Origin of the sequence: Rhodococcus sp. (in: high G+C Gram-positive bacteria) (assembly GCF_049286785.1) — a bacterium.
In the GTDB taxonomy this organism is placed as follows: Bacteria; Actinomycetota; Actinomycetes; order Mycobacteriales; family Mycobacteriaceae; genus Rhodococcus_F.
In genome coordinates, this window is the sequence record NZ_JBAQEO010000221.1 from 1 (window position 1) to 7,559 (window position 7,559).

Genomic DNA, 7,559 nt, shown 5'->3' on the forward strand with positions numbered 1-7,559 from the left:
TGACCGACACCGGATGGACCCTGACGATGGCTGCCCGGACCCTCCGGCAGGCGGGCGCGCCTGCGGTTCTGCCCTTCGCGCTGGCGGGGGTCAAATAGCCTTCATATTTCGCGGGAGGTTCCGCTGCCATTACAGAAAGTGATCAGCCTCACATTGTGCGTCTCACCTGCGAAGCCTCCATGTCTGAACTGTCCAATTCCGCGAGGCACATGAAATCGGCGGGAATGGTTGTTAGCTTGGAGTATCCAATGACCCCTGTTCAGAAGAGTGCCAACCCGACCACCGCGCCGGACGCGGTGTTGTTCAGAAGACCACAGATCGCTGACGGAGTCCGGCTCTGGGAGATCGCCAGGAACACGGAAGTGCTCGACCTGAATTCGAGCTACGCATACCTGTTGTGGTGTAGAGATTTCAGCCGCACGTCGATCGTTGCGGTGGCGGACGAACGAGTCGTGGGGTTCGTCACGGGCTACGTTCGCCCGGAATCCCCGGCGACACTGTTCGTCTGGCAGGTCGCGGTAGACGCAGACCAGCGCGGCAAGGGAATTGCCGGCCGCATGCTGAGCGCGCTGCTCGATCGCCTTGCACCCGAAGGAATCAGCCGTCTCGAGACCACGATCAGCCCCGACAACGAGGCATCGATCGCGCTGTTCACCGCATTGGCGCGTCGCCGAGATACGGCGATCAACAAGCAAGAGTTGTTCAGCCCTAACAATTTTCCCGATGGACACGAAGCCGAGGATTTGTACACGATCGGCTGAGAGCCCACCCTTGGAGGAATACACACCATGACGACCATCGAACCCACCATCTTCGACGTCCTCGAGTCCGAGGTACGCAGCTACAGTCGCGGGTGGCCCGCCGTCTTCGAATCGGCATCCGGTTCGTGGATTCGCGACGAGAACGGTCGCGACTACCTCGACTTCTTCGCCGGTGCCGGTGCATTGAACTACGGCCACAACAACCCGGTGCTCAAATCGGCACTGGTCGACTACATCGTCGGCGACGGGATCACACACGGCCTGGACATGGCGACCGTGGCCAAACGCGATCTGCTGAAGAGCTTCCAGAAGAACATTCTGGAGCCGCGCGGACTCGACTACAAGGTCCAGTTCCCAGGCCCCACCGGCACCAACTCCGTCGAAGCAGCACTGAAGCTGGCCCGCAAGGTCACCGGTCGTTCTTCGATCATCAACTTCACCAACGCTTTTCACGGGATGACGCTCGGCGCGCTGTCGGTCACCGGTAACTCGATGAAACGTGCGGGCGCCGGTATCCCGTTGGTCCATGCCACGCCGATGCCGTTCGACAACTACTTCGATGGTGTCACCGAGGACTTCCAGTGGTTCTCCCGGGTGCTCGACGACTCGGGTAGTGGACTCAACCGTCCCGCCGCCGTCATCGTCGAGACCGTCCAGGGTGAGGGCGGTGTGAATGTCGCTCGCCCGGAGTGGCTGCGCGCGCTTGCCGACCTGTGTGCCGAGCGGGAAATCCTGTTGATTGTCGACGACGTCCAGATGGGCTGCGGTCGTACCGGCCCGTTCTTCTCGTTCGAACTCGCCGGCATCACCCCGGACATCGTCACCCTGTCCAAGTCGATCGGTGGTTACGGCATGCCCATGGCCCTGACCCTGTTCAAACGCGAGCTCGACGTCTGGGGTCCGGGTGAGCACAACGGCACGTTCCGCGGGAACAACCCCGCCTTCGTGACCGCACGCGTCGCCCTCGACCATTACTGGTCCGACGACGCACTGCACAAGTCGACGCTGGCCAAGGGCGAGAAGATTCACCAGGCGTTCACCGCCCTCTCCCTCCAGTTCGACGGCGAGGTGAGCACCCGCGGCCGCGGACTCGTCCAGGGTCTTGTGTTCAACGACGCCGACAAGGCAGGCAAGGTCTGCAAGATCGCATTCGACGAGGGACTGCTCGCAGAGACCTCGGGACCGTCGGACGAGGTGGTCAAGCTGCTCCCGCCGCTCACCGTCACCGACGACGAGCTGGATCACGGCCTCGGCATTCTGGCCGAAGCCACCGGCAAGGTTTGCAGCTAGAGAAAGGGATATTCATGATCGTTCGCACTACCGCAGAAATCACCGACACCGACCGCGACATCATCAGCGAGGACGGCAACTGGCGCAGCAAGCGCATCGTTCTCGGCGGCGACAAGGTGGGGTTCTCGTTCCACGAGACCACGATCAAAGCGGGTTCGGTCAACGAGTTCCACTACGCCAATCACGTCGAGGCCGTCTGGCTGGTCGAAGGCACCGGCAAACTCATCGACCTCGACAACGACAGGGTCTACGAACTCGGTCCCGGCTCGATGTACCTGCTGAACGGCCACGAGCGTCACCGGGTAGAGCCCGATACCGAGATGCGCATGCTCTGCGTCTTCAATCCGCCGGTCACCGGACGTGAAGTGCACGACGAGAACGGTGTCTACCCCTTGGTCGAGGTACCCGCGTAGGTTCGACTCATGCCCGTCGACGACGTCGTTCCGACCATAGCTCTCGGACCCGCCCCGGACCCGCTTCTCGAAGATGCGGTGCGCCGGGGCGGTGCCCATGTGGCCGCCATGGATTCCGCGGATGCGCTGGTCTGGAATGCCGGACCGATCGGTTTCCCCGATCCTCTCCCGGAGAACATCCGCTGGGTCCAGTTGAGCGCGGCCGGGGTGGAGGATTGGCTCGCATCCGGTCTCATCCGGCCGGACACCACCGTGATGTGGACGTCGGCGGCGGGTGCGTTCGCCGCGACGGTCGCCGAACATGCGCTCACTCTGCTTCTCGCCGGGGTCCGTGCGCTTCCCGAACACTTCGCCGCCAAGACGTGGCGGCAGCAGGAGTTCTTCTCCAAGGTCGGCACGCTGCGCGGTGCGACGGTCGCCATCGTGGGTGCGGGCGGAATCGGGCGGGCACTGATACCGATGCTCGCGGCGATGGGCGCCGAGGTGATCGCGGTGAATCGGACCGGAAGTCCGGTGCCCGGCGCCCTCGAGACGCTCCCCGCCACCCGACTCGACGAGGTGTGGGTCCGTGCCGACCACTTCGTGATCGGGGCACCGGCCACTTCTGCCACGCGTCATCTCGTGGGCGGCGCGGAACTGGCACAGATGAAGCCCACCTCCTGGGTGATCAACGTTGCCCGCGGGTCACTGATCGACACCGACGCACTGGTACAGGCCCTGCGGGAGAACATGATCGGCGGTGCCGGACTCGATGTGACGGAGCCCGAACCACTCCCCGACGGACATCCTCTGTGGGACCTGCCGAACGTGATCATCACCCCGCACGACTCCAATCCGCCCTCCGTGCGTCCCCCCGCCTTCGCCGAACACGTGGCACTCAACGTCGCCCGGTTCGTCGCCGGTGAGAAGCTCACCGCTCTCATCGACCCTGTCGTCGGGTACTGATCCGGGCGCTACTCTGACATCGTGTTCGAGCAACTCGTCGATGTCCTGGGTGGACGGCGTTTGTGTGTGATCACCGGCGCCGGAATCTCGACCGACTCCGGGATTCCGGACTATCGGGGGCCGGACTCCCCACCACGCAACCCGATGACCTATCAGCAGTTCGTCGGGGACCCCGCCTTTCGCCGTCACTACTGGGCCCGCAACCATCTGGGGTGGCGGCACATGGACGCGGCGCGTCCCAATTCCGGGCATCGGGCTCTCGCCGGTCTCGAACGGGCGGGCATCGCGCATGCGGTCATCACCCAGAACGTCGATCTCCTGCACACCAAGGCCGGCAGTCGCCGGGTGATCGACCTGCACGGCACCTACGCCCAGGTTCGGTGCCTCGGGTGCGGTGCCTTGATCTCACGCGCCACTCTCGCCGACCGGCTCGAAGAAGCGAACCCCGATTTCTCCGCAACCGTCTCTGCCTCGAGCGGAGTCGAGATCGCGCCGGATGCGGACGCGGTGATCACCAGTACCGAGCGCTTTCGAATGGTGGACTGCGCATCCTGCGGCGGACTGCTCAAACCCGATATCGTGTACTTCGGTGAAACCGTTCCCGGACAGAGAGTCGAGGCCGCCTACGCGGTCGTCGACGAGGCCGATGCACTGCTCGTCGCCGGTTCGTCGCTCACCGTCATGTCGGGTCTGCGCTTCGTCCGGCATGCGGCCAAGCGCGACATTCCCATCGTGATCGTCAATCGGGGAAGCACCCGCGCCGACGCACTCGCCACCGTCAAGCTGGACACCGGATGTTCGGAGGCGCTGACCGCGCTGCTCGACGCTACAGCGGAACCAGATCGTCGGCGTGGACGATCGGACGTTGCATCTCCGGGGGAAGTTCCTGCGTCGACTTCCCGAGGATCTCGCTGATCTCGCTGGAGTCGTAGGCCACCACTCCCCTGGCCACCGGTTTCTCACCGGGACCGAGCAGTGACACGACGTCTCCGCCGTAGAACCTCCCGGACACGGCCGTGACGCCCGCGGGTAGCAGTGACCGCCGCTTCGTGACGACAGCGCGCACGGCACCCTCGTCCAGGTGCAGAATCCCCTGCTCGTCGGCGCCGTGACGTACCCAGAACCTGCGGGAGGACAGACGCGTGGGCCGGGCAGTGAAAGCCGTTCCCACCCCGGCATCGCTCAACGCCGCAGCCGCCTCGGATGCGGCGGCCAGCAGGACCGGCACACCCGCGTCCGCGGCGAGTCGTGCAGCGGCCAGTTTGGAGGCCATCCCGCCGGTACCGAGTGCACCACCGGAGCCGGCCACCACCCCGTCGAGATCCTCGGGGCTGTTCACCTCGCGGATGAGGGTGGCACTGCCCTTCCGCGGATCCCCATCGTAGAGTCCGTCCACGTCGGACAGCAGGACGAGGGCCTCGGCGCCGACCAGATGGGCGACGAGTGCCGCGAGCCGATCGTTGTCGCCGAAGCGCAGCTCCGCGGTGGCCACGGTGTCGTTCTCGTTGACGACCGCGACCGCGTGCAGTGCCCGCAGCCGATCGAGGGTGCGCTGCGCGTTGCGATGCTGAGCGCGGCGCGCAATGTCGTCGGCGGTGAGCAGCACCTGGCCCACCGTGCGGCCGTACCTGGCGAACGACGTCCCCCAGGCATGGGCCAGAGCCAGCTGACCCACACTCGCGGCGGCCTGCTTCGTCGCCAGGTCACGCGGACGTTTGGTCAGCCCCAGCGGAGCCAGTCCGGCACCTACCGCACCCGAAGACACGACGACGACGTCGGACCCGGCCCGCATCCGCGCCTCGATCGCGTCGGCCAGCGCATCGAGACGGCCCCTGTCGATGCCGCCGACCAGACTCGTCAGTGCAGACGATCCGATCTTCACGACAACGCTGTGGGCCGACGCGATAGTGCGCCGGGTCTCGCTCACTGTTCTTCGGGGTCGAGGCCTTCGAGACCACGACGGATCCTGCTCGCGTGCTTGCGCTCGGTCGCGCCGATGCGCTCGACCTGATCGATCCGGGGGTCGGTACCCCGTCCCGTACGCGTGAGATCGATACCGGCAGGTGTCTGCGGCTCCCAGTCGAAGCTGACGTCGCCTATGGTGACGGACGCACCGGGCTGGGCCCCATGCTTCACCAGCTCCGCCTCGACCCCGAGCCGGGCCAGCCTGTCGGCCAGGTAACCCACGGCCTCGTCGTTGTCGAACTGCGTTTGCCGCACCCACCGCTCGGGCCGGTTGCCACGAACGATGAAACCACCCGGTACCTCGGGATCCGCGACCACACTGAAGCTGTTCTCCTTGGCGGCGATCGGACGGATCACCTGACGCTTCGGGGCCTCCGGCGGGTGCGCTTCACGATAGTCCTCCACCATCTTTGCGAGGGCGAACGTCAAGGGCCGTAACCCTTCTCGGCTCACTGCCGAAATCGTGAAGACGGGCCATCCGCGCGCCTGCAGCTCGGGAGTGACCATCTCGGCGAGCTCGGCCGCCTCCGGGACATCCGACTTGTTGAGAATCACGATGCGGGGGCGATCCGCCAGGTCACCGAGGCCGTTGTCGCCGGACAGCGCCGGCTTGTAGGCAGCGAGTTCCGCTTCGAGCGCGTCGATGTCGGAAATCGGGTCACGACCCGGGTCGAGCGTGGCGCAGTCCACCACGTGAGCCAAGACGGCACACCGCTCGAGATGACGCAGGAAGTCCAGCCCAAGTCCGCGGCCGTCGCTGGCACCGGGAATCAGACCCGGCACGTCGGCCACCGTGAAGGTGGTGTCCCCACTCGAGACGACACCCAGGTTCGGCACCAAGGTGGTGAACGGGTAGTCCGCGATCTTCGGCTTGGCAGCCGACAGGACGGAGACGAGCGACGACTTTCCGGCCGACGGGAATCCGACGAGCCCCACGTCGGCCACGGATTTCAGTTCGAGGACGATTTCCCGTTCGACCCCGTCCTCGCCGAGCAGCGCGAAGCCCGGCGCCTTGCGTGCCTTCGAGGACAACGCCGCGTTGCCGAGACCTCCGCGACCACCCTGAGCAGCCTCGTACCGGGTGCCGCTTCCGATGAGGTCCGCGAGAACCCGGCCGTCCTTGTCGAGGACGACTGTGCCGTCGGGAACCTTCAGGATCAGATCTTCACCCTGGGCACCGTCACGGTTGCTGCCCATACCCTGCTTGCCGTTGGTGGCCTTCGCATGGGGATGGAAGTGGAAGTCGAGGAGGGTATGCACGCTGCCGTCCACCTCCAGCACCACGTCACCGCCGCGCCCGCCGTTGCCACCGTCGGGTCCGCCGAGTGGTTTGAACTTCTCGCGGTGTACGGAGGCGCAGCCATTGCCGCCTTTTCCTGCGCTGACGTGCAGCACTACGCGGTCAATGAATCGGGACATGACTGCCGGATCCTTCCTCAGTCAATTGTGGTGATCTCAGGTGAAGCAACTAGCTGAAAACACACTGCTTTGAAACGAATTGCACGGAAAACAAACAATAGGGGCGGACCGGGTAGCTCGACCCAGATCCGCCCCTATCGGGAGCTTGAAACGTCCTGTCACAGGACGATGCACACTCGCAGCAGGACTAGGCCTCTGCCGCCGCCGGAACAATGTTCACGGTCTTGCGTCCCCGCTTGGTGCCGAACTCGACCGCACCGGCAGCGAGTGCGAAGAGCGTGTCGTCGCCGCCGCGGCCGACGTTCACGCCGGGGTGGAAATGGGTTCCGCGCTGACGCACCAGGATCTCGCCGGCGCTGACGGCCTGTCCGCCGAAGCGCTTCACGCCGAGTCGCTGGGCGTTCGAGTCGCGACCGTTACGGGAGCTGGATGCACCCTTCTTATGTGCCATGTTGTTGACCCTCCTCGGGCGAAAACAGCTCTGAAGCTCTAGTTGTTGATACCGGTGACCTTGAGGACCGTCAGCTTCTGCCTGTGGCCCTGACGCTTGTGGTAGCCGGTCTTGTTCTTGAACTTGTGAATGCGGATCTTCGGGCCCTTGGTGTGCTCGACAACCTCGCCGGTGACCGAAATCTTTGCCAGCTTGCCGGCATCGGTGGTCAGCTCGGATCCGTCGACGACGAGAACCGGAGCAAGCGAGACAGCAGTGCCGGGCTCACCCTCGATCTTCTCGACCTTGACGAGGTCACCAACAGCGACCTTGTAC

The 7,559-nt window shown here is 64.9% G+C and carries 9 protein-coding genes; 5 read left to right on the plus strand and 4 right to left on the minus strand.

Going from position 1 to position 7,559, the window contains the following annotated elements; translation table 11 throughout:
• The first annotated feature begins 248 nt into the window (after positions 1–248).
• Genes ectA through WAW17_RS09230 form a run of 5 tightly spaced genes read left to right on the plus strand, consistent with a single transcriptional unit; the run spans position 249 to position 4,324 of the window.
• The gene (gene ectA, locus WAW17_RS09210; RefSeq protein WP_422332678.1) at positions 249–761 is read left to right on the plus strand and encodes a diaminobutyrate acetyltransferase; all 513 of its coding nucleotides are present in this window, start codon (positions 249–251) and stop codon (positions 759–761) included.
• Between the two features lie 27 nt (positions 762–788).
• Positions 789–2,051: a diaminobutyrate--2-oxoglutarate transaminase gene (gene ectB / locus WAW17_RS09215; protein ID WP_422332679.1), complete on the plus strand. Its 1,263-nt coding sequence runs from the start codon at positions 789–791 to the stop codon at positions 2,049–2,051.
• A 14-nt stretch (positions 2,052–2,065) separates the two neighbouring features.
• Complete coding sequence (locus WAW17_RS09220) at positions 2,066–2,464, plus strand: ectoine synthase (protein WP_422332680.1); 399 nt, start codon at positions 2,066–2,068, stop codon at positions 2,462–2,464.
• 9 nt (positions 2,465–2,473) lie between these two features.
• Positions 2,474–3,409, plus strand: a complete 936-nt coding sequence (locus tag WAW17_RS09225; protein WP_422332681.1) for a D-isomer specific 2-hydroxyacid dehydrogenase family protein — start codon at positions 2,474–2,476, stop codon at positions 3,407–3,409.
• Positions 3,410–3,430: 21 nt separating this feature from the next.
• Entirely contained in the window at positions 3,431–4,324 is an 894-nt protein-coding gene (locus tag WAW17_RS09230) for an NAD-dependent protein deacetylase (RefSeq protein WP_422332682.1), read from the plus strand.
• On the opposite strand, the gene proB is transcribed toward WAW17_RS09230, so the two are convergent.
• The 4 genes from proB to rplU form a co-directional block, all read right to left on the minus strand.
• Complete coding sequence (gene proB, locus WAW17_RS09235) at positions 4,236–5,336, minus strand: glutamate 5-kinase (protein ID WP_422332683.1); 1,101 nt, start codon at positions 5,334–5,336, stop codon at positions 4,236–4,238. The genes WAW17_RS09230 and proB overlap by 89 nt on opposite strands.
• Entirely contained in the window at positions 5,333–6,793 is a 1,461-nt protein-coding gene (obgE, locus tag WAW17_RS09240) for a GTPase ObgE (protein ID WP_422332684.1), read from the minus strand. Before obgE ends, proB begins: the two co-directional genes overlap by 4 nt.
• 187 nt (positions 6,794–6,980) lie before the next feature.
• Positions 6,981–7,244 (minus strand): 50S ribosomal protein L27, encoded by a 264-nt coding sequence (gene rpmA, locus WAW17_RS09245; RefSeq protein ID WP_007532011.1) that lies wholly within the window; start codon positions 7,242–7,244, stop codon positions 6,981–6,983.
• A gap of 38 nt (positions 7,245–7,282) precedes the next feature.
• Positions 7,283–7,559 (minus strand): 50S ribosomal protein L21 (gene rplU / locus WAW17_RS09250; protein WP_422332685.1); only part of this gene is annotated, 277 nt, incomplete at its 5' end.

Excerpts from the sequence above, each read along its gene's own strand:
- ectA (WP_422332678.1), top strand. The coding sequence starts at position 249 with ATGACCCCTGTTCAGAAGAGTGCCAACCCGACCACCGCGCCGGACGCG.
- ectB (WP_422332679.1), top strand. The coding sequence starts at position 789 with ATGACGACCATCGAACCCACCATCTTCGACGTCCTCGAGTCCGAGGTA.
- WAW17_RS09220 (WP_422332680.1), top strand. The coding sequence starts at position 2,066 with ATGATCGTTCGCACTACCGCAGAAATCACCGACACCGACCGCGACATC.
- WAW17_RS09225 (WP_422332681.1), top strand. The coding sequence starts at position 2,474 with ATGCCCGTCGACGACGTCGTTCCGACCATAGCTCTCGGACCCGCCCCG.
- obgE (WP_422332684.1), bottom strand. The coding sequence starts at position 6,793 with ATGTCCCGATTCATTGACCGCGTAGTGCTGCACGTCAGCGCAGGAAAA.
- rpmA (WP_007532011.1), bottom strand. The coding sequence starts at position 7,244 with ATGGCACATAAGAAGGGTGCATCCAGCTCCCGTAACGGTCGCGACTCG.